This window comes from Agrobacterium cavarae, assembly GCF_004310285.1.
GTDB classification, from domain to species: domain Bacteria; phylum Pseudomonadota; class Alphaproteobacteria; order Rhizobiales; family Rhizobiaceae; genus Agrobacterium; species Agrobacterium cavarae.
On the sequence record NZ_SISF01000028.1, the window covers coordinates 238658 to 259251 of the forward strand.

Here is a 20594-nt window from a genome sequence, read left to right on the forward strand (position 1 = left end):
GTTGTAAACGGCAGGGCTTTTAGCCTGTTCCAGCCCGCTCTGAAGTCGCGCGCAACATAGTTTTAGGGACTTCGCTAGTCAAGGCACCGTCGGCGCTTGTTTCAGCACAAATTTTCCAAGCAAAATCAGTCGCTTGAACGACAAGCACGGATTCTTGGCACGGTTTGCCGATGGAATCGGCATTTTTGACACGAGTTTTGCAGGCAAATCCGCGTGATCGCGACAGCGCGCGCTTGTGAAATGGAACCGTTCTAGCTCCAGCCACCGCCATAGGTACGGTAGAAGACATGCAATCCGATCCTGCCGACTTTCTTCATGGATTTGCCCCAGGCGGGTCGAACATAAATGGCGTGATAATGGGTTGCAGAGCCCACTTCGCTCAGCCAGATCTTGCCGGCTGTCGTCGCCATGGCAACTTCACGCGCCATCTTCCAGTGCCGCTCGGAATTGACGCGGTCCTTGATGTTGTCGCAGGCGAAGGAGAACTGGCAGCGGTTACGCCAGTCCTTGTTCTGATAGACCACGCCGCAGATGGTTTTCGGATAGGCGGGGTTGCGCACACGGTTTAGAATTACCTGGGCGACGGCCGCCTGGCCTTTGATCGACTCGCCTCGGGCCTCGAAATAGATGCCGGAGGCCAGGCACTGCTGCTCTGCCGCGGAGAAGGCTTCCGCTGGCAGCGGTGTCGCAGCCCAGGCGTGATCGTCTGGCGTGATCGGCGGGATGAAGCGGCCGGTATCCGGCTTTTTCAGGATGGCGTCGAAGGGCGACTCGCGGGCGAAGTCTGGCTCCGGCGGCGCATAGGCTGTCGCCAATATATCCGGGGTGCGGTTGGTGACCAGATCCGCCAGCATCGGTGAGACCGTCCTGTCGGCCTTCTTCTCGTCACGACGGAAATAGAAGGAGGCCAGCTCGATCTCCTTGCTCTTCTTCGGCTTGACGAAGGCGGTGCGATCCTTGCGCTTCAGCGGCTCGATGTCGATCATACTAGTGCGTTGGAGAACGGAGCCGGCGGTAAAGGCTTTCGGCGGCTGCATGACTTCGGTGGCGATCACCCTGCCCTTCTTGGCGGCGCGATTGACGCGCTCGCTATCGGGCGTCGTCTCATGGCCACCCTTTTTGGTCACGAAGGCAACCTTGCGGCCATCGGGAAGCGTCATGCCCGCGCCGGTGATGGCGGCGGTATCGCTCGCATCATTGAAAGCCAGTGAAGCATTGTGGACGGAACCCGCTGGAGAGTTGGTCAGCACCATGCGCCACTGTTCGCCGCCAGCATCAAGACCGGCAAGAAGAGAAGCCAAATCGGCGCGCGCTGCAAGGGAAGGAAAGGCAAGCCAGGCCACAAGGCCAAAGATAACAGGCGAGGTCCACTTCTCATAGGCAATGAGGGGCCCGCGACGCGATACTTTTCTTGAACGCAAAACCATGACTCCGGACACACGCAAACGACTTGCTACACAACCGGATAATCTCTCATTAACCTTGATGCTTGGTTAACGAGGCGCCTCTGAAAGCCACCTCACATTAATGTGTGACCAGATACTAAAACGCGTCGCTCTCCATCGGAGAGCGACGCGTTCAATGGCTTTTACAACGAGGGCTCAAATGACCACGTGGGAGCCCAGTTCGACGACGCGGTTTGTCGGCAGGCGGAAGTAATCGGATGGGTCCGCCGCATTCTCAGCCAAAGCGATGAACAACCGGTTCTGCCAGCCAGGCATTGCGGACTTCGAATCCGGCACCAGTTTTCGACGTCCCAAATAGAAGGAGGTCGACATGATGTCGAACTTGTAGCCGGTGCGTCGCAGATAACCGAGTGCCTGGGTGACGTTCTGGGTTTCCATGAAGCCGAAATGCAATTCCACCACGACGAAGCGCTCACTGACCTTGGTCATGGTGTAGCGCTTGTCCGGGTGAACGCGCGGCGTATCTTCCGTGCGAATCGTCAGGATGACGTTCTTGTCGTGAAGAACGTGGTTGTGCTTGAGGTTGTGCAGCAAGGCGGCGGGTGCCGTCTCGGGATCGCCCGTCAGGAAGATTGCCGTGCCGGGGATGCGCACCGGCGCATGCGCGCTTTCCTTTTCTACGGAGGCGACGAAGGCCTTCAGCGGCACGTCGGTTCTGCGGGTCTTGGCAAAAAGAATTTTGGAGCCGCGCTGCCACGTCATCATAATGACGGTAAAGGCGATCGCCAGCAGGACCGGCACGTAGCCACCGTCGTGGATCTTCAAGAGGTTCGCACCGAGGAAGATCAATTCAAGCGTGATAAAGGGCAGAACCACCAGGAGGGTGAGCGGCAGCGACCATTTCCAGTGGCTGCGGGCAAACTGGAAGAACAACAGGCTGGTCACGACCATCGCGCCGGTAACCGAGATACCATAGGCGGTGGCCAGCGCATCGGAACTCTTGAATGTGAGCACGAGGGCGACGACGCCAAAGAGCAGCACCGTGTTGACGGACGGCAGATAGATTTGCCCGGTGTTGGTCTCGGAGGTGAAGAGGATTTCCATACGCGGCAGGTAGCCAAGGTTGATCGCCTGGCGCACCATGGAAAAAGCACCCGTGATGACCGCCTGGCTGGCAATGATCGTGGCAGCCGTCGCAAGGATAACCGCCGGCAGCAGCGCCCATTGCGGGAACATCAGATAGAAGGGGTTGGACATGGTCGACTGGTCCTTCAGAACCAGTGCGCCTTGGCCGAGATAATTGAGGGTAAGTGCGGGAAAGACCAGCGCGAACCAGGCCCATTGAATGGGTTTGCGTCCAAAATGACCCAGATCTGCGTAAAGCGCTTCCGCACCCGTAATCGTCAGGAAGACTGCGCCCAGCACGACGAGTCCGTAGAAACCCTCATTCATCAAAAATTCGACGGCATGGACCGGATTGAACGAATAGAGGATTCTGTAGTCATCTGAGATATGCAGGAGCCCGACAAGGCCCATCACGATAAACCAGACGGCCGTGATCGGGCCGAAGAACTTGGCGACGATTTCTGTGCCATGGGACTGGATGGCAAAGAGACCGACCAGAATGACAAGCGAGATGGGAATGATGAATTCATCCATCTGCGGCGTCACGAGCTTCAAGCCTTCCACGGCGGAAAGGACCGAAAGCGCTGGCGTGATCATCGCGTCGCCGAGGAAGAGGGCCGCACCAATCAGGCCGAGCATGATGAGAAAATTGCGCCGCGCGCCCGCTCTCTTCATCAGCAGAGCCAGAAGCGAGAGCGTGCCGCCTTCGCCGTCATTGTCCGCGCGCAGCAGAAAACAGATGTACTTGATCGTGACGATGATCGTCAGCGACCAGATCATCAGGGAGATAAGGCCGATGACTTCAGCCTCCGTCAGCCCGTCCTGGGAGATCGGCTTCAGCGCTTCTCTGAACGCATAGAGAGGGCTCGTGCCGATATCGCCATACACGACGCCGATGGAGCCGAGCATGGCCGCAAACAGGCCTTGCTGGTGGCGGTCCTCGACCTCAGGCTTATCGAGCATGTCTTTTTCAAACGCATTAGGCATATGAATCCTGGCCCTTTAAAGCCAGCCCTTCCAGCGAAAAACGATAAACGGGATGATCGCCGATATCAGCATAACGAAGATTGCAAGCGGATAGCCATAGGCCCACTGCAATTCCGGCATGCGCGCGAAGTTCATTCCGTAAATGGAGGCCACCAGCGTCGGTGGCAGAAAGACCACGGACGCGATGGAGAAAATCTTGATGATGGCGTTTTGCTCGACATTGATAATGCCAAGCGATGCATCCAGCAGAAAGGTCAGATTGCCGGAAATGTAGGACACGTGCTCGGACAGCGAATGGATGTCTCGCGCGATCGACGCTCCCATTTCCTTGGCATCCTTGTCCTCTTGAACGAGGGTCGTCGCGTGCAGGAAAGACTGGACGCGCGCAAGTGACGTCAGACTGTCGCGCACTTTCGAGACAAGGCGATGGAAGGAAGCGATTTCAGCAATCTTGTCTTCCAGATAGCGAGGTTCCTTGCGCTTACTGCGCGCCTCGCCGCCGAAGATTCCCTTCGCAACATGGTCGATACCGACCACAGTGTTCTCGATAATTTCGGCCGTCCGGTCGACGATCGTTTCGAGCAGCTTCAAAAGCAGAACCGCACCGCTGCGGATTTCATGCGGCGTGCGGGTGATGGCGGCGATGAAGAGATTGAACGACTTCGGCTCCGCATAGCGGATCGTCACCAGCCGGTTTCCGACGAGAATGAAAGCAACGTCGGTCAATTGGGGATCGGACGAATCTGCCTTCCAGACGAGCGACGCCGTCATGAAGACATTATTGTCTTCCGTATAGAGGCGGCTGGAAGGCTCGATGTCCTTCAAATCCTCGCGCGTCGGAAGCTCGGCGCCAAGCAGGGCTTCGACGCGCTTCTCTTCGTCACGGTGAGGGTTGATGAGATCGATCCAGACGATGTCTTCGGATAAATGCGCAAGATCCCCGTCAGCAGACAGGCTGATCGCCTCGCAATTCGAGCGATAGGCTTTTATCAATCAGTTTCTCCGGTCCGCGGCGCCGATTGTCATCGGCTGGTCGATCTAACACATCATCCGTAGCGTCCGCAAACGCATGAGCAAGACTGCGGTTCAAACGGCGCCGGGCTATGCTCCCAACAGGGTAAAGAATCAAGCGGTATTTTCGTCTAAGGCTTTAGGCTGGGTTGCGTCTGCACTCACAACAATTAAGAAAAAATCATTAAATACAAGCTACTAATAGGCTTTTTACTCAGCCTAAATCTTGCGGGCCTGCTTGCCGTGCTCGATAGATATGCAGTCAGTGCATCGATATCGGCCCATTTTCCGTAAGATTTTCAAGGTGTTCTATTCAAATATGATCTTCGGCGCCGTGCGGGCGGTGCCTCTTCCAATCTCTGTCCACACCTTTTGTGCAATCTCCCTGTAGGATTGCGCCTGTGGGCCATCCGGTTCGGAGACGACGATCGGCGTCCCGGCATCAGACGTTTCGCGGATCGACATGGTCAGAGGCACAGCACCCAGGAATGGAACGCCGATACGCTCCGCCTCGGCTTGCGCACCGCCATGGCCAAAAATGTCGTATCGCTTGCCGGTATCCGGCGCGATGAAGTAGCTCATATTCTCGATCACGCCGAGAAGGGGCACCTCGACCTTGCGGAACATGGTGATGCCCTTGCGCGCATCGATGAGTGCCAGATCCTGAGGCGTGGAGACGATGACAGCACCTGCCAGAGGCACCTGCTGGGCGATCGTCAACTGCACGTCACCGGTGCCGGGCGGCATGTCGAGAACCAAAACGTCCAGGTCTCCCCAGACGACTTCGCGCAGCATCTGCATCAGGGCCGATTGCACCATGGGCCCGCGCCAGATCATGGCCGCTTCCTCATCCACGAGGAAACCCATGGACATGACTTTCAGGCCGTAATTTTCCATCGGCATGATGGTGCGGCCTTCGCCCTGCTTTGGTCGGCCTGATATGCCGAGAAGCCTCGGGACGGAAGGGCCGTAAATATCGGCGTCGAGAACGCCGACGCGCAAACCCAGAGCCTGCAAACCCAAAGCGAGATTGACGGCGGTGGTAGATTTTCCAACCCCACCCTTGCCGGAGGCGACCGCGATGATCGACCCGATGCCCGGAACGCCAGCCTTTGCCTGCTGCTGTGGCGCAGGTCTCGGTGCGGCCGGTGGGGCCTTTGGCGCCGGGGTATGGGAGGCGTTGCTCGGCCTGCTATTGGCGGTCAAAGCCACCACCGCTGCCTTGACGCCTGGAACGCCAAGTGTCGCCTTTTCCGCCGCAAGCCGCAGAGGTTCCAGCTCCTTGGCGCGATCTGCGGGCACGGTAAGGGAGAAGTAGGCTTTCGAATCGCTCAGAAAGATTTCCGAGACCATGCCGAGTGCGACGATGCTTTTGTCGCTCCCTGGATAGATGACCTGCTCCAGAGCCTGTTCGATCTGTTTTTTATCCGCCTGTGCCATGCCCAACCCCATCCGCTTCAGCAAGGGTTAGAGAGCCCACGCTATTCGCCAATATCAGCGCATCGGGTTTAACAGAGAAACGCATCACCGTGCAAATCGGCATGCGCCATAAGGCGCCGGGGGCCGGTCGCTACCAAGACGATCTTAATCGAAAGCGCCATCAGCTTTCGTGATGGGTTGCAAAGCTCTCCGGATCGAAGATCTCACCATCGAAGAAGGTATCCGGCCCGAGAAGAAGCGGTGCGCGATCCGCCCCGACATAGACCCGCGTGTTGAGCGTTCCTTCCAGCTTCATATTCGCCGCCGGCACCGGCGCAAAGATCGGTCTCACGGCCTTGCGGAATATGTCCGGCCGGAAGACTTCGGCAGCGGCGTCTCGAACGCTCTCAGCGGCGGCGGCCTGTGGCGGGCATTCGTTCCAGCGGATCATCTGATTGAAGAACCAGAGAGCCTGGCTTTGCCATGGAAAGTTCGCAGCATTCCCACTCACGCAGAAGAAGTCGTGGCATTCCAGCAATCGGGCGGGCGAGTGCGGGATGAAACCGGATAGCGAGGCAAGAACGTGCTCGATCTCGCAGGCAAGATAGGTGGGCGAGGCTAGAAGATCGGCCAGCTCCTCCCTGTTCGCGGCAGAGGCACACCATTCGCCTGCGCGATAGAAGGCGCGCAGGATTGCGTGCAGCGTCTGCTCATTCGTGTCTGCCCACCGCCTCGAAACGGCGAGACCCTTTTCGGGCCCATTTTGCCAGATATGCGATTTGGTGGTGACGATCCGCCCCTCCCCTTGCATCGTGACCGCGCTTCCATAGGGCTCACCCACATAGAAGCCGTCGATGCTGCCGTCTCGCAGCAGGCTTGGCATGTTGGCGGGTGCCGCTTCCATGATCGTCACATCGTCTTTGCCGATCAGCCGGGTGCTGGCGATGAGATAGAGAAGCTCGTAGGTCGATGTCGACGAGGAGTGTTCCGTGGCGAAGATCAGGGGTGGCAGGTCGGCTTTTTGACGCGCCATGGCAACGCGCGAAAGCGCACGGGCAACCGATCCTGGGTCGGGGATTTTCATACCCTGCTCGACCAGATCATCATACAACAGAGCGCTGACCACGAGCGTAGAGCCGCCGGTCGCGAGAATGAAGGGAACGATGAGATCGGCTTCAACGTCAGCCGATGGTAGAGCGAGAGCAACCGGCAACGAGACGGATAGATGTGCGCCATCGAGTTCGGCTGAAGACCACGCGCCCAGAATTTCGCGCGGTCCGTTCATTCTGATCAGTTCAAGGGCGACGCCTTCGTCGGCGGCAAAACCCTTTTCAAACGCTGCGACGAGAATAGCGCAGTCTACGGTAGGAGAAAACGCTGCCCTGAAGCGCCGTGTTCCTGCCAAATCAGTCTCCTCTTTGCCGAGAGATGCAGGATCACCCACACCGCCACGGATAACAACAGGAAAAAGAAAAAATCCCTATTTTATCAAGCCTACCCGCAGGGCCTTGGCGACAGCCTGGGTCCGGTTGACGGTATCGAGCTTTTTTGTCGCGCGATTGAGGTAATGATTGACGGTATGCTCGGAGAGCGTGAGAATATCGGCGATCTCGGCACTTGTTTTTCCCGCCGCAGTCCAGTTGAGGCAATCGATTTCGCGGTCGGTCAATGTGTCGCTGACTCGCGAGTCCAGGCTGCGGACATGGGCGAGATGGCCATACACGTGTGCCGCCAGATAGAAGATTTCCGCCACCTCTGAGCGAGAGAAGGATGACTTGGCTCCCGAGAGCGACACCGCACCGCGCGTGCCTGTCATATCCTGAACCGGGCACCAGACCGAGTTCATCATATCGAAGCGGGCAAACAGATCTTTGAACTTGTCTGCGACAACCGGGCGCAGACCATGACCCCTGAAGTCCTGATTGACCACGAAAGGCGCGCTCGCCTTCTTCAGAGCACTGTAGACGTTACTGTCGACGAGAAGCCCGTCATTGTCGTACTGCTGCAGCAGGTCCGCCGGCCAACTGGTGATAACTGTGCATTGCGACAGTGTCAGCGACATCTGCATGGGCAGGTTCATCACCATGAAGGCCTTCATGCCCCAGCTTTCCGTCACGCGCTTCATGAAACGGAACACATCGTACTGACTTTCCAGGCACGTCAGTTCGCAGACGCTGTCTGCCCCCATAGGAGAAAATTTTTCTGGTTCGGCGACCGGCATTCGCAAGTTCTTTATAATAGGCTACATTAAGAAAGGGCCAAGAAGAAAAAGATGGCTGCTATCGTTAGCAAAATACAAGTCTAACGCAAATGAAAGTTGGTACAGGTTCGTACATCGCTTTTGCCGGGTTGTAAGCCGTTACGAAGATGAGCAAAATTCTACCTCAGGGGGTGGGTGCAAGCCGAAGTGCCGCGTCAGCGGAAATACGTCTCGCAATCTCTTTGACGAGCGGAGCCCAGCTTTCCAGTCGCTCCCTCGTCAACCGGTACGCCGGGCCGGTCACCGAGATCGCGGCATAGAGCCCCGGCCTGTTCGTCTCGATCGGGACCGCGATGCACTGGATGCCTTGCTCATGCTCTTCAAGATCGAAGCCATAGCCGTGCTCGCGTATTGTCTGGATCTCCTCCAGCAGGGCCGGTACGCTGATGATCGTGTTTGGCGTGAAAGACCTCAGCGACAGGGCCTCGACGGTTTTGAGCAACTCGTCATGCGCAAAAAGTGACAGCGCCGCCTTACCGACGCCGGTGCAATAGAGCGGCGAGGTGCGGCCGATCTGCGAATACATCCGCACCGCGTGCTTACCGTCGATCTTGTCGAGATAGATGATCTCAGAGCCGCGAATAACGCCAAGATGGACGGATTCGCCGGTCTCTTCATGCAAGGCACGCAAGTGAGGCGCCGCTACCGAGCGCAGATCGCTCCCGCTCCAGGCTTTGGCCGCGAATTTCAGCAGCCTGATCCCGGCACTATAGGATTGATCGCCGTTTTGCTCGAGAAGGCCCTCTTCCACCAAATGGGATAATTGCCTGTGCAGTGTCCCACGGGGCTGGCCGGTTTTTTTCAGGATCTCGGTAAAACGAGGCGGCTCTGGCGCCATCACCACCATCTCGAGAACGGAGATGGCTTTGCCGAGCGTGCCGGTCGAACTGTCTTTGTTTCCATCGTCACGAGAGGTGGGCACCAGATTTTCTCCGAAGACCGCACGCCTGCGCTTGACATAGCCAGCAACAGAGGGCGATTATTCCATTTAATAAAACTTAGTTCTAAATATTGGAACTTTCAACCTCTATGTTGATGTCGTCATGAACAGCCATTTCAGCCCGTCACCAGAATTTTCCAACAGAGGTGTTCTGATCACCGGAGGCGGATCCGGTATCGGTGCGTCCCTGGTGGAGGCATTTGTCCGCATCGGCGCAAAGGTCGCTTTCATCGATATCGATGTGCGCGCAAGCGAAGCGCTTGTCGACAAGCTTTCGCCGGGAGCCAGCACTGCACCACTTTTCCTCAAGGCGGATTTGAGGAACCAGGCTGAACTTTCAGAGGCCGTGAAAGCGGCCGGGGACGCGCTCGGTGGTATCAGAGTTCTGATCAATAACGCCGCCTGGGACGACCGACACGATATCGACACCGTCACCAGCGACTATTGGGATGCGAACCAAGCCGTTAATCTGAAGCAGGTCTTCTTCGTCACGCAAGCCGCACTCCCCTATCTGAGAAAAGAACCGGGCGCCTCCATCATCAATTTCTCGTCGATTTCCTATCTGCTCAATATGGGCGAGCTACCTGCCTATACGGCGGCCAAGGCGGGCATTATCGGATTGACGAAGAGCCTTGCGGGCCGGCTTGGGCCTGAAAACATCCGCGTCAACGCCATCCTGCCCGGCATGATCGTGACCGAGCGACAGAAGGATCTCTGGCTCACCGACGAGGCCATCACCCATACCGTCAACCGACAGTGCCTCAAGCGGACCTTGACCAGTGAGGACCTCGTTGGTCCCTGCCTCTTTCTGGCTTCGGATGCCTCCGCCGCCATGACCGCACAAACAATGATTATCGATGGAGGTCTTCTATAATGTCAGATGCTGCATTTGTTGCCGTAGACTGGGGTACGACGAGCTTTCGCCTGTGGCTTTTGAGCCGGTCGGGCGATGTCCTTGCCGAGCGCCGCAGTTCCGAAGGGATGACGACGGCGATGCACACGGGCTTTGCCGAGGTTCTGGCATCGCATCTTGCAGCCATTTCCGCGCCAGAAGGCCTGCCCGTAATTGTTTGCGGCATGGCAGGCGCACGGCAGGGCTGGATCGAGGCAGGCTATGTGGACGTTCCCGCCAATCTTGCCGAAGTCATGGATCGTGCGACCCGCGTTCCGGAGCAGAAGAGCGATATCCGCATTCTTCCCGGTCTTGCGCAAAGGGCAGAGGGTATGCCGGATGTGATGCGCGGCGAGGAAACGCAGCTTCTCGGAGCGCTATCGACCGATCATCGCACCGGCGCCCAGCTCGTCTGCATGCCCGGCACCCATTCCAAGTGGGTTCGAGTCAGGGATCTCAACGTCACGCAATTTTCGACCTTCATGACCGGCGAGATTTTCGATGTCGTCTCGAAGCACACGATCCTGTCCCACGCCATGGCGGACGCCGAGGCCTTCAGCGGTGATCTTCCGGCGTTCAGCAATGCGGTGATCGACATTTACAACAATCCGCAGATGGCGACAAACCGCTTCTTCACCTTGCGTTCCGGGCAATTGCTGCATGGTCTTTCTGCGACGGATGCGAAAGCCAAACTCTCCGGAGCGCTGATCGGCCTGGAAATTGCCGGTGCGCATGCCAGTGCACCACGTGATTCCTCCGTCATCCTGATCGCCTCAGGCGGCCTGGGTGAACTTTACAAGGCCGCGTTCAACGCTCTTTCCATCGACTTTATCACCATTGACGCCGATGATGCGGTTCGCCGGGGGCTGATTGCCGCTGCGACATCCATCTGGCACTGAGGAGTTTCAAGCCCGTGTACGTTCCCTTTCCCGAAATGAAATATCCGCTCGTCGCCATTTTGCGCGGCATTCTTCCTGAAGAGACCGAGGGCGTCGTTGTCGCCCTGCTGGAAAGCGGCCTTCGCGCCATCGAGATTCCCTTGAACTCCCCGGATGCGTTCCGCTCCATCGAAATCGCAGCCAAGCTTGCGCCTGCCGATGCACTGATCGGTGCCGGGACTGTCCTGACAGTCGATGACGTGGCACGGCTGGATAGCGCCGGTGGAAAACTGATGGTCAGCCCGAATGTCGATACCGACGTGATCACGGCGGCGCGCGACAAAGGCATGGTGACGATGCCGGGTGTTCTCACACCGACCGAGGCCTTACTCGCGTTGAAAGCCGGTGCGACCGGCCTCAAATTCTTCCCCGCAAGTGTGCTAGGGCCATCGGGCATCAATGCCATTCGCGCTATTTTGCCGAAGGACACGCTGGTCGCAGCGGTCGGCGGCGTGTCGGACAAGAACTTCTCCGATTACACCAGTGTCGGTATCAAGGCGTTTGGACTGGGAACAAGTCTCTACAAGCCTGGTATGAGTGCAAGCGAGGCCCGTGAGCGGGCAGAGATCACCATCAAGGCCTATGACGTGGCAGTGGGAGGATAAGATATATGGCGACCAATCACCCGTTTCAGGGGAAGGTTCTCGACAGCGCGCAATTGATGCTGGGCGAAGGGCCAAGTTTCGATCCGATTTCCAAGCGGATCTGCTGGCTGAACATTATCGGCAAGGAGTTGCATGAGCTCGACCCGGCATCGGGCGAGAAGACCGTTACGTCCCTACCCTTCATGGCAAGCGTGGTCGCCGCAATCGATGCGGAGCGGCAGTTGCTGGGAACGGAAGATGGCCTCTTTATCCGTAACCGCTCCACCGGCGAACTTTCGCTGCATGTCGATTTCGAGCCCAACAAGCCCGGCAACCGGTCGAATGATGGCAGAGTGCATCAAAGCGGCGCGCTCTGGATCGGCACCATGGGCAAAAAGGCCGAGGATGGCGCAGGAGCGATCTATCACGTCGCCAAGGGCGTGGTAACGACGCTTTTCGACGCGATCAGCATTCCGAATGCCATCTGCTTTTCGCCAGATGGCGCGACGGCCTACTTTGTCGACACCAGTGTGAACCGGTTGATGAAGGTGGCGCTCGATCCCGCAACCGGACTTCCGACCGGCGCTCCGAGCATCTTCCTCGATCGATCCGAGGACGAAGGCGGCATTGACGGTGCGGTCTGCGATGCCGAGGGCAACATCTGGAACGCGCGCTGGGGCGAAGGTGCTGTCGATCGCTATGATACAACCGGCCGGCACACCGACCATTACGAGCTACCGGCATCTAAAACGACCTGCCCGGCCTTCTTCGCCGCTTCGGCGGACCGCCTGCTGGTGACGTCCGCATGCGAAGGACTGGAAGACGACGAGATCAAGGCCAACCCAATGCACGGCGCCACCTTCGATCTCGGCATTACCGTCAAGGGCAGGCTCGACGGGATCTACAAGCTGTAAGGTCTGCGAGTTAAAGCATGTCGCGCAAAAGTGTGTAGCGATTTTGCTGTGCCGACATGCGACAAGACAGAAACTTAAAGCGTCTGGAGCGATCTGAAAGATCGCGAGGCGCTTTAAGAGAGCGCCAGGTGCATCAATGGCGTCCTCAGATTACAAGAAGATGCTTTTAGAAATCGGCTTCGCGAGATCCGACAAAGACGAAGTGGGTGCGAAGGCGGTCGTTAAAGACCCATCGACGCCGCAGCCATCAACTCAGTTTAGATCTGCGCTGGCTACGCGATAGCTGTCGTGCAGGTAGCGGCGGGTAGAGGCGGCATCTGCCGGGCGTCCGTAAAAATAGCCCTGCCCCATGGCGCAACCAAGCCCTCGCAACTTTTCGGCCTCGCTGCCATCTTCGATCCCCTCCGCGACGACCTCAAGGTCGAGACCATCGCACATGGCGACGATCGCCTTGATGATGTGCTCCGAGGGGCGGTCGGTACTGATGCGGGAAACGAAGGCACGGTCGATCTTGACCTTGTCGAAGGTGAAGTCGCGCAAGCGACCCAGGCTGGATTGTCCGGTTCCGAAATCATCCAGAGAGATGCGCACGCCCGCATGCTGAAGCTCCGAGATAATGCGCTGCGCGGTGTCCGCCGAACTCATGACCGCGGTCTCTGTAATTTCGAGCTCCAGGCGCCGGGGATCGAGGCCGACGCGACGCAGACTGGAAAGAATATTGGCCGCTGTCGATGGGTCCATCAATTGAGCGGAGGAGAGATTGAAGGAGAGAAAGAGTTCGCGCGGCCAAGACAACGCGGTTTCGGCCGCCTTTCGCAGCAGGGTCTCGGACAGTGCGTCGATAAAGCCACGCTCCTCCGCCAAAGGCACGAATACATCCGGCGGCACGAAACCGAGATCCGGATCGTGCCATCGCGCCAAAGCTTCGAAACCGATCACCGTGCTATCGGCCAGTCTGACAATCGGCTGGAAGTGTACGTCGATGGTGTCGCTGATGATCGCGTTTCGAAGTGCCTGCTCCAGTTGCGTGGCACGCTTCATCTCCTGGGCGATCTCGCGGGAGTAGACGGTGATCTGGCCGCGTCCGCGACGCTTCGAGCGATAGAGCGCGGTTTCGGCGCTCTTCATCAAATCCTCGAACTCCTCGCCCGCGAAGGGATGGATGGCAAAGCCGAAAGAGGAGGACAGGCGCACGTTGCGATCGCCAAGATCGTAGGGTGCCGACAACACATCCTTGATCATCTGTCCGACGCGCTCTGCACCGCTGCGCTCGAAAATCAGCGGCAAGATGAAGGCGAACTCGTCGCCATCGTGGCGCGTGACGATCGAGCCATCCATCATGCAAGCCTTCAAGCGATGCGCTACCTGGCAGAGAATTTCGTCTCCGGCATGCGCGCCGAACAGGTCGTTGATGGGCTTGAATCCGTCAATATTGACAATGCCGACAGCAAACGGCGCGGGGTCGGCGGCCCGTTCAGCCGCAAGCAGCTTTATCTTGTCACGCAGACGATACTTGTTGCCGAGCCCAGTGAGCGGATCGCTATACGCCATCGCCTGCAATTCATGCTGGCTGATGAGCGGAAGAGTCGGCGCGGGCGGGTTCATTCACATATCCTGTGGGCCTGTGGTGGTCGCTATTATCGGTGGCCCGCAATTAACAAAGAATATCGCCGCGAATACGAGATCCCACCACCACGAACATGTGTGCGGTCATCCATGAAGGCTGTGAGAGAAACGCGGCAGAAAACGCTTCAGCAACATATCGATTATATCCGGACTAATTGGTTTGAGCAACATTTCATCCATGCCCGCATTGAGGCAGGCTCGCTGATCTCCCTCGAAAGCCAAAGGAACGACGCCGATCAAAGGTGTTCTTTCGCCCGTCGAGGATTCCAGCCTGCGGATTTGTCGAGCAACCTCAAAGCCATCGATATCCGGTAGCGTGGTATCCAGAAGCACGATCGACGGCTTTTCCGACTGGAAGAGCGCCAGCGCTTCGTTGCCGGATTGCGCCAGCCTGTATTCGATCTGAAGACCTTCCAGTATCTGCGAAAAAACGATCTGGTTGATCTTGTTGTCCTCGACGACGAGAACATCGAGCCTTGGTCGGTTGAGCGATTCGTCATCGCTGTTGATAACGACCCAGTCGTCGTCCTTGCCCCTCCCCTGCTGCGTGTTTTCAAGCGAGCGAAAATGATGCGTCAGCATATTGACCAGCGAACTGCCGATCTCGAACTCATCCGCCATCATCACACCGATGCCAAATGTCGTCGGCAGATCCAGACATTCGAGCGGCAATTGCACGTCAACCACAACGAGGTCGATCTTGACACCCATGGATGCGGAGAGGCTCAAAAAGGCTTCCTGCTCCTGGAGGCCGACGGCAACCGCGCAATCCACACCGATCGTCGACAATCGCTTGCAGGCCGCTTGGCCCGCCTCGGCATTCGGCATGACGAGAAGAACGCGACGACCCTTCATCACCAGTGAAGCCTGATGGTTTTCGTCATCCATGTAGGAACTGCGCAGGAAGGACAGATGCTCCAGCCCCGGGATGATACGCCTGCCATCCGGCTGGGTCACGGCAAAGGCTGTGACGTCATCCATCGTCGTCACGAGAAAATATTGACCGGGTTTGCCGACCCTGTGCTTTCTGGTGATGACGAGGATCTCGTCGCCCGTCAACAGCGTGACCATTTCCGGCAGGATGGCCGGCACGCCGGTCTCAAGCACTTGCCTGTCCATCGCGTCGATGCGTGTCGCAAGCTCATCCGAATGAATATCGAAGACATTGCGACCGAGGATCAGGTCCGGTGAGGTTTCAATCAGGGAACAGCCAGCCTTGTTGACAGCCGAGTAAATGCGGTTTTTGTCCTTCACGAAAATGGACAGTGGCAGATTGTCGAGGATTTCCTCGGTGATCTGGACGCGTTCGATATCGGCGCGCCAATGTTCCTCGCGCCTTTTCTGCTCGGTGATATCGGCGATGGCGCAAATGCAGAAACCGGAAGGAACGCGCCGTTTGGTGAAACGCAGCCATCTGTCGCCAGGGCGCTGCTCCACCGTTTCGGACCGTTCTGACCAATGGGCGGCAAGGCTCTTGGCGATCCACTCTTCGCGATCAACACGGTTGCCACGCGAAGACGCCTCGCCGAAGCCGGCGCGATCGTAGATTGCGCCTAAAACATCTTTCAGTCTTGCGCCAGGTGCCACCTCTGCCTTCTCGAGCGGCAGAAGCGTGAAAAGACGGTGGCTGGCAAACACAAGGTTGTCGTCACGATCATAGATGAGAATCGCTGCAGACATTGCATCGCTAATAGCGTCTAGCATCGCTGCTTGAATGGCCACGCCGTCTGGCGCTAAATCATTCATGACAATTCCCTACACACGTTTCGAGAACGCGCTCAATTCATCTTGAAAACCTGCAATAGCAATAGGCTTTGGATATAACGGGAACATGCGGGCAAAATGCTCGACAGTCCTTCGGGATCAAACAAGACGGCCCCTGCGCTTCCGTCCCGTCCTTATCAAGCATCCTGAAAAGACAAATAAATCACTCATTCAAGCAGGATCAGTGATATCGTTTCGGGATTAAAGACCTCTTAAATTTGAAAAAAGAACAATCCTGGATTGGCGAGACAGCGAGCGTGCTTTCGGTGGAGAGGTGCGATTTCTCTTTCGTTACGCCCACGAATCCGCGAGAATGGCAGCATGTCCATCAAGCAGCTTTCAGAAACCCTGATCAACCAGATCGCCGCGGGTGAAGTGATCGAGCGCCCATCGAGCGCCGCCAAGGAACTCATCGAAAACGCCATCGATGCCGGAGCGACCCGGATCGAGATCGCCACGGCGGGCGGTGGAAAAGGCCTGGTCCGCATCACGGATAATGGCTGTGGCATGTCCACGCCCGACCTCGAACTCGCGATCCGCAGGCATTGTACCTCGAAGATTTCCTCGACACTCGACGATATCCGCACACTTGGTTTTCGAGGCGAAGCCCTCCCCTCCATCGGTTCGGTCGCCAAGCTGACCATCACCAGTCGTGCGCAAGGCGCGACCGAAGGCGCGATCATATCGGTTACCGGCGGCAAGGTCTCGACGGTACGACCCGCGGCGGCCAATACCGGTACGATCGTCGAAGTGCGCGACCTCTTCTTCGCCACCCCGGCCCGGTTGAAATTTCTCAAGACCGAGAAGGCGGAGGCTGCCGCCATCACAGAAATCGTCAAGCGCATGGCGATTGCCTTCCCGCATATCCGTTTCGTGCTTTCGGGGACGGATCGCTCGACGCTGGAATTGCCATCGACCGGGGACGACCATCTCGCCCGCATGGCGCAGATCCTTGGAGCCGAGTTCAAAGACAATGCCATCGAGATCGATGCCGTGCGCGAAGATGTCGAGCTTACCGGCTTTGCCGGCGTTCCCACCTTCAACCGGGGTAACTCCGCGCATCAATATATGTTCGTCAACGGCCGCCCGGTGCAGGACAAGCTGCTGCTCTCGGCCATCAGGGGCGCCTATGCCGAAACGGTGCCGCATGGCCGATACCCGGTTGCGGTACTCTCGCTCCGGCTCGATCCGGCGCTGGTGGATGTCAACGTGCATCCGGCGAAATCAGATGTGCGCTTTCGCGACCCCGGCCTCGTCCGAGGATTGATCGTCGGCGCAATCCGCCAGGCCCTTTCCCGCGAGGGCGACCGCGCCGCGACCACGGGTGCTTCGCAGATGATGAGCGCATTTCGGCCTGGCTACAGTCCATCGACAGTCAGACCCTATGCCTCACAGGCCTGGACACCCGCCAACTCCCCGTCCCGGCCGCTGGAAATGTCGGATGGGTTGGCTCTGCGCGAACCGGCGCAGTCGCAATTTATCGACATCACCATGCCGACGGCCCGGTCGGACGTCTTTCACACGGATGAAAAGCCGGTCGCTACCACCCTTGAGCCGTCGCGCTATCCCTTGGGGGCAGCGCGCGCGCAGGTGCATGCCAATTACATCGTTGCCCAAACCGAGGACGGGTTGGTGATCGTCGATCAGCATGCCGCGCATGAGCGGCTCGTCTTCGAAGAGATGCGCAAGGCGCTGCACGCCAAACGGCCCGCTTCGCAGGTGCTGCTTATCCCTGAAATTGTCGATCTTCCCGAAGAGGATTGCGACCGGTTGATGGAGCATGCGGAAGGCTTCGACAAGATGGGGTTTGCCATCGAGCGTTTCGGACCGGGCGCGGTCGCGGTTCGCGAAACGCCAGCCATGCTGGGCGAAGTCAATGTTCAGGGGCTCGTTCGGCAACTGGCCGATGAGATCGCCGAATGGGATACGGCAAGCAGTCTGTCCGGCAAGTTGGAATATGTTGCCGCCACCATGGCCTGCCATGGCTCTGTCCGCTCCGGCCGGCGGATGCGGCCGGAGGAGATGAATGCGCTTTTGCGGCAGATGGAAAACACGCCGGGCTCCGGCCAATGTAACCATGGCCGTCCGACCTATATAGAACTGAAGCTTGCCGACATCGAAAAGCTCTTCGGCAGAAGCTGAGGCTACTAGAATTACAGGCTGCGTAGGAATAGAGATCGCATCCAGACATGAGAAGACCGAGGAGACGCACGCGCATGAACAGATTTGACGGTGGACAGAGGGAAGCGAAGATCGAATATCTCGATGGCGACCTGCGTATCGTCCAGACCGGCTCCTACGTGGTTTGCGCCATGACGGGCGTTCAAATTCCGGTTGATGAATTGCGCTATTGGAGCGTTGTACGCCAGGAGCCTTACGCGGATGCCGCGGCCTCCGTGGAGGCGGAAAAACGGGCAGGCGCTCTACCGAACCAGAAGCGCGCTTGAAGCAAAAAACGCACAAGCCTTGATGTCCAACTCGTCATTGTGAGAGAGCCGATATGTTCGGATATGTTGCGGGGCTGCCTGCATTTCTTAGCTACTTCGCATTCGGACTGCTTGCCTATGCGGTGTTTGCCGGCATCTACACGCGGCTGACGCCGCATGACGAAATGAGGCTGATCCGTTCCGGCAATCTCTCCGCCACGATCGCATTTCTGGGCGCGCTAGCAGGCTTTGGCCTGCCGATGGCATCTGCCGCTGCCAACTCCGTGAACATTATCGACTTCATCATCTGGTCGATCATCGGAATCGTCGTGCAGATCCTAGCCTTCTATGTGGCGCGCGCCAGCCTCCCCGGCATTCATGAGAAGATCGGCAGAGGCGAGGTTTCCGCGGGCGTGTGGGGCGGCGGCATCGCGCTTATCATCGGCATCCTCAACGCTGCCTGCATGACCTACTGAGGAGACTTCGCATGAAAAGACGGATGCGAAGTCACGCAAGGCCGGTTCTTGCACTCGGAACGATCACGGTATCGGGGCTGGCGCTCGCGGGCTGCGGCGAGCAGCCTCCGGATGCCTTCGTCTTCAAGTCGACGCAGCAATGCGTGATGAGCGGGATCGGTGCGGATGTCTGCGATGTGGCCTTTCGCGACGCGACGACCGACTACAAAGCGAACGCGCCGCGCTTTGCCGACCAGGCGAGTTGCGAAGACAGCTTCGGCAGCGGGCTTTGTACTCGATCTCCACGGACAGAGCAGGATATCGCGCCCTTCATTCCGGCACTGACCGGATTTTACTTGGCGCGCAACGTTCGCTCGGTTTCAGATTACTATGCGGATCGCAAGCGGCAGGAAGAAGAAGAGGAAGCCGCAGCCAGCTCTGGCGGTGGCGGAGGCAGCAGCGGTGGCGGTTCATTTCGCTTCGGCAGCGGCTCGGCCGTTTATAAAGATCGGCAAGGCACCGCCATGGTTGCGCGAAGCCAAGGCGACCAGGCTGGCAGCAACTCTTATCGCTTCCTGAAGAATGTCAGCTACGGCGTCCCGGAAACAACCGCGCGGAGCGGTTTTGGCCATTGGAGCTCGTCCAGCCATCATGGCAGTTAAATGAAACGCATCGCCCTTCCTGAAAGACCCGACTGGCGCGAACAGGCAAAATCCGTCGGTTTCGGGTTTCACGAGATGTATGGCGAGCCATACTGGGTCGACAACGCGGCTTACCTCTTCAATTACGAGCAGATCGAAGAGGACATCGAGGCGCCCTCGCAGGAACTCCATGAGATGTGCATGGACCTTGTGGCGGATGTCGTTACCAGCGAGGAGTCGCTTGAGAAGCTTCAAATTCCAGACGAGATGCGAGACGCGGTAAGGCAGTCCTGGCTTCGGGGCGACCGGCATCTCTATGGCCGGTTCGATCTTGCCTATATGGGCGAGGGTCCGGCAAAGCTTCTCGAATATAATGCCGACACGCCGACCTCGATCTTCGAGAGCGCCTATTTCCAATATGACTGGCTGACCGACCAGATTGCTGCAGGCACGCTCCCCGAGGACGCCGATCAGTTCAATTCTCTTCAGGAATGCCTCGTGGAGGCTTTTCGCCAGTTCCCGTCCGAGGGCGTCTTTCACTTTTCGACGCTCCTGGACAATGAAGAGGATCGTGGCACCACGGCCTATCTGATGGACTGCGCCATACAGGCCGGTCATCAAGTGGAACTCATCGATATTCGCGATATCGGTGTGGATCGGGCTGGGCGCTTTACCGACCTTCAGAACCGTCTGATCGAACGCTGCTTCAAGCTCTATCCGTGGGAAGTGATGTTCAAGGAGCCTTTTTCGGTGCACCTTCCAACGGCAGGCAGCGTGTTCGTCGAACCCTTATGGAAATCCATTCTCTCCAACAAAGGCATCCTTCCGCTTCTGTGGGAGCGCCATCCAGGACACCCCAATCTTTTGCCGAGCTATTTTGCCGACGATCCGCAGGCGCAAAACCTTGCCGATTACGTCAGGAAACCGCTTTTCTCGCGGGAGGGAGAGAGCGTCTCCCTGTTTGAAGACCAGCAGCTGGTTGTTGAAAACCCCGGTATTTATGGCGCTGAAGGTTACGTCGTGCAGGCGCTTGCGCCGCTTTTCGATGTCGACGATGTCCATGCCATTCTCGGAAGCTGGATCGTTGGGGACGTGGCGTGCGGCCTGAGCATTCGCGAGGACGAAAGCCGTATCACCACCAACCTCTCGCGCTTCGTGCCTCACCTTGTCGTCGATTGACGCAGAAGGTGTCACTCACCTTTAACT

At 57.8% G+C, this 20594-nt stretch carries 18 protein-coding genes; 9 read left to right on the forward strand and 9 right to left on the reverse strand.

The genetic code is table 11. The features are described 5' to 3' along the window. Window positions 1-251: 251 nt before the first annotated feature. The 7 genes from EYC79_RS09975 to EYC79_RS10005 all read right to left on the reverse strand — a co-directional run bounded on the left by EYC79_RS09975 (window position 252) and on the right by EYC79_RS10005 (window position 9130). Window positions 252-1427, reverse strand: a complete 1176-nt coding sequence (locus EYC79_RS09975; RefSeq protein ID WP_165457002.1) for a cell wall hydrolase — start codon at window positions 1425-1427, stop codon at window positions 252-254. A gap of 174 nt (window positions 1428-1601) precedes the next feature. Beyond that, window positions 1602-3494, reverse strand: a complete 1893-nt coding sequence (locus tag EYC79_RS09980) for a potassium transporter Kup (protein WP_165457003.1) — start codon at window positions 3492-3494, stop codon at window positions 1602-1604. A 39-nt stretch (window positions 3495-3533) separates the two neighbouring features. Further along, entirely contained in the window at window positions 3534-4511 is a 978-nt protein-coding gene (gene corA, locus EYC79_RS09985; RefSeq protein ID WP_113271914.1) for a magnesium/cobalt transporter CorA, read from the reverse strand. A 327-nt stretch (window positions 4512-4838) separates the two neighbouring features. Next, entirely contained in the window at window positions 4839-5969 is a 1131-nt protein-coding gene (apbC, locus tag EYC79_RS09990; protein ID WP_130977856.1) for an iron-sulfur cluster carrier protein ApbC, read from the reverse strand. 160 nt (window positions 5970-6129) lie between these two features. After that, window positions 6130-7353 carry a CmpA/NrtA family ABC transporter substrate-binding protein gene (locus tag EYC79_RS09995; RefSeq protein WP_130977857.1) on the reverse strand — a complete coding sequence of 408 codons (1224 nt, stop codon included), beginning with the start codon at window positions 7351-7353 and terminating at the stop codon, window positions 6130-6132. Between the two features lie 75 nt (window positions 7354-7428). Beyond that, window positions 7429-8169 carry a helix-turn-helix transcriptional regulator gene (locus EYC79_RS10000; RefSeq protein ID WP_130977858.1) on the reverse strand — a complete coding sequence of 247 codons (741 nt, stop codon included), beginning with the start codon at window positions 8167-8169 and terminating at the stop codon, window positions 7429-7431. Window positions 8170-8332: 163 nt separating this feature from the next. Then, window positions 8333-9130, reverse strand: coding sequence for an IclR family transcriptional regulator (locus EYC79_RS10005; RefSeq protein ID WP_245495241.1), 798 nt, complete (start codon window positions 9128-9130; stop codon window positions 8333-8335). 121 nt (window positions 9131-9251) lie between these two features. On the opposite strand from EYC79_RS10005, the gene EYC79_RS10010 reads away from it, so the two are divergent. From EYC79_RS10010 to EYC79_RS10025, 4 genes are read left to right on the forward strand one after another with little or no spacing between them, the layout of a single operon-like run. Next, window positions 9252-10022, forward strand: a complete 771-nt coding sequence (locus EYC79_RS10010; protein WP_130977860.1) for an SDR family NAD(P)-dependent oxidoreductase — start codon at window positions 9252-9254, stop codon at window positions 10020-10022. Next, window positions 10022-10939, forward strand: a complete 918-nt coding sequence (locus EYC79_RS10015) for a 2-dehydro-3-deoxygalactonokinase (RefSeq protein ID WP_130977861.1) — start codon at window positions 10022-10024, stop codon at window positions 10937-10939. Before EYC79_RS10010 ends, EYC79_RS10015 begins: the two co-directional genes overlap by 1 nt. 35 nt (window positions 10940-10974) lie before the next feature. Then, window positions 10975-11583 (forward strand): 2-dehydro-3-deoxy-6-phosphogalactonate aldolase, encoded by a 609-nt coding sequence (locus EYC79_RS10020; protein ID WP_165457004.1) that lies wholly within the window; start codon window positions 10975-10977, stop codon window positions 11581-11583. 5 nt (window positions 11584-11588) lie between these two features. Further along, entirely contained in the window at window positions 11589-12476 is an 888-nt protein-coding gene (locus tag EYC79_RS10025; RefSeq protein WP_130977863.1) for an SMP-30/gluconolactonase/LRE family protein, read from the forward strand. A gap of 252 nt (window positions 12477-12728) precedes the next feature. On the opposite strand, the gene EYC79_RS10030 is transcribed toward EYC79_RS10025, so the two are convergent. Further along, the gene (locus EYC79_RS10030; protein WP_130977864.1) at window positions 12729-14081 is read right to left on the reverse strand and encodes a putative bifunctional diguanylate cyclase/phosphodiesterase; all 1353 of its coding nucleotides are present in this window, start codon (window positions 14079-14081) and stop codon (window positions 12729-12731) included. A 105-nt stretch (window positions 14082-14186) separates the two neighbouring features. Then, the gene (locus EYC79_RS10035; RefSeq protein WP_245495242.1) at window positions 14187-15782 is read right to left on the reverse strand and encodes a response regulator; all 1596 of its coding nucleotides are present in this window, start codon (window positions 15780-15782) and stop codon (window positions 14187-14189) included. 405 nt (window positions 15783-16187) lie between these two features. On the opposite strand from EYC79_RS10035, the gene mutL reads away from it, so the two are divergent. The 5 genes from mutL (at window position 16188) to EYC79_RS10060 (ending at window position 20567) form a co-directional block, all read left to right on the forward strand. After that, window positions 16188-18008 carry a DNA mismatch repair endonuclease MutL gene (mutL, locus tag EYC79_RS10040; RefSeq protein ID WP_130977866.1) on the forward strand — a complete coding sequence of 607 codons (1821 nt, stop codon included), beginning with the start codon at window positions 16188-16190 and terminating at the stop codon, window positions 18006-18008. A gap of 74 nt (window positions 18009-18082) precedes the next feature. Further along, entirely contained in the window at window positions 18083-18313 is a 231-nt protein-coding gene (locus tag EYC79_RS10045; RefSeq protein ID WP_062425969.1) for a DUF2093 domain-containing protein, read from the forward strand. A 53-nt stretch (window positions 18314-18366) separates the two neighbouring features. Then, complete coding sequence (locus tag EYC79_RS10050; RefSeq protein ID WP_062438573.1) at window positions 18367-18768, forward strand: DUF350 domain-containing protein; 402 nt, start codon at window positions 18367-18369, stop codon at window positions 18766-18768. 11 nt (window positions 18769-18779) lie between these two features. Then, a complete protein-coding gene (locus EYC79_RS10055; RefSeq protein WP_130977867.1) occupies window positions 18780-19409 on the forward strand; it encodes a DUF1190 domain-containing protein in 630 nt (209 codons plus the stop codon). After that, the gene (locus EYC79_RS10060; protein ID WP_130977868.1) at window positions 19410-20567 is read left to right on the forward strand and encodes a glutathionylspermidine synthase family protein; all 1158 of its coding nucleotides are present in this window, start codon (window positions 19410-19412) and stop codon (window positions 20565-20567) included. Window positions 20568-20594: the final 27 nt, after the last annotated feature.

Excerpts from the sequence above, each read along its gene's own strand:
- EYC79_RS09975 (WP_165457002.1), bottom strand. The coding sequence starts at position 1,427 with ATGGTTTTGCGTTCAAGAAAAGTATCGCGTCGCGGGCCCCTCATTGCC.
- EYC79_RS09980 (WP_165457003.1), bottom strand. The coding sequence starts at position 3,494 with ATGCTCGATAAGCCTGAGGTCGAGGACCGCCACCAGCAAGGCCTGTTT.
- apbC (WP_130977856.1), bottom strand. The coding sequence starts at position 5,969 with ATGGCACAGGCGGATAAAAAACAGATCGAACAGGCTCTGGAGCAGGTC.
- EYC79_RS10000 (WP_130977858.1), bottom strand. The coding sequence starts at position 8,169 with ATGCCGGTCGCCGAACCAGAAAAATTTTCTCCTATGGGGGCAGACAGC.
- EYC79_RS10010 (WP_130977860.1), top strand. The coding sequence starts at position 9,252 with ATGAACAGCCATTTCAGCCCGTCACCAGAATTTTCCAACAGAGGTGTT.
- EYC79_RS10015 (WP_130977861.1), top strand. The coding sequence starts at position 10,022 with ATGTCAGATGCTGCATTTGTTGCCGTAGACTGGGGTACGACGAGCTTT.
- EYC79_RS10020 (WP_165457004.1), top strand. The coding sequence starts at position 10,975 with ATGAAATATCCGCTCGTCGCCATTTTGCGCGGCATTCTTCCTGAAGAG.
- EYC79_RS10025 (WP_130977863.1), top strand. The coding sequence starts at position 11,589 with ATGGCGACCAATCACCCGTTTCAGGGGAAGGTTCTCGACAGCGCGCAA.
- EYC79_RS10030 (WP_130977864.1), bottom strand. The coding sequence starts at position 14,081 with ATGAACCCGCCCGCGCCGACTCTTCCGCTCATCAGCCAGCATGAATTG.
- EYC79_RS10035 (WP_245495242.1), bottom strand. The coding sequence starts at position 15,782 with ATGTCTGCAGCGATTCTCATCTATGATCGTGACGACAACCTTGTGTTT.
- mutL (WP_130977866.1), top strand. The coding sequence starts at position 16,188 with ATGTCCATCAAGCAGCTTTCAGAAACCCTGATCAACCAGATCGCCGCG.
- EYC79_RS10045 (WP_062425969.1), top strand. The coding sequence starts at position 18,083 with ATGAACAGATTTGACGGTGGACAGAGGGAAGCGAAGATCGAATATCTC.
- EYC79_RS10050 (WP_062438573.1), top strand. The coding sequence starts at position 18,367 with ATGTTCGGATATGTTGCGGGGCTGCCTGCATTTCTTAGCTACTTCGCA.
- EYC79_RS10055 (WP_130977867.1), top strand. The coding sequence starts at position 18,780 with ATGAAAAGACGGATGCGAAGTCACGCAAGGCCGGTTCTTGCACTCGGA.
- EYC79_RS10060 (WP_130977868.1), top strand. The coding sequence starts at position 19,410 with ATGAAACGCATCGCCCTTCCTGAAAGACCCGACTGGCGCGAACAGGCA.